Here is a 452-nt window from a genome sequence, read left to right on the forward strand (position 1 = left end):
AGTCGAGGCCGTCTTCGATGCGGACCCACTCCTTGTGCGCGCCGGTGATCCAAAACGAGTCGCTCGCGTTGAACACCGTCGGGATGAGGTAGCCGTCAAGCGCGTCGTCGTCGATGACGACGCCGGGGTTCGACGGCTCCTGGTAGATTGGCACGTCGTACTTCGAGGTCGCCTCGATGACGCGCTCCATCTTCTCCTCTGTGATGTCGAGCGTGCCGCCGATTTCGAGGGCGTCGGTGCCCGTCTCACACACGTCTTCGAACGTCTCGCCGTCGACGAGGTCCTTGTCAGGGTCGATTTTGGTGATATGATCCCAGTCTTCCCACGGATAGCTCATTGGTCGCTCTTTGCTTGAGGGGGCGTAAAAAGCGTGCGGATGGAACGGGTCACACGCATAGCCGGGAGTGAATTTTAACCCACCTGTCACCAAACCCGGTGTACGATGGACGCTG

1 protein-coding gene is annotated in these 452 nt (G+C 59.7%); it reads right to left on the reverse strand.

Going from position 1 to position 452, the window contains the following annotated elements:
- Positions 1–337 (reverse strand): geranylgeranylglyceryl/heptaprenylglyceryl phosphate synthase (locus D3D01_RS22855; RefSeq protein ID WP_304999837.1); only part of this gene is annotated, 337 nt, incomplete at its 3' end.
- Positions 338–452: the final 115 nt, after the last annotated feature.

The sequence above is a fragment of the Haloarcula sp. Atlit-7R genome (assembly GCF_003666065.1).
GTDB lineage: Archaea > Halobacteriota > Halobacteria > Halobacteriales > Haloarculaceae > Haloarcula > Haloarcula taiwanensis.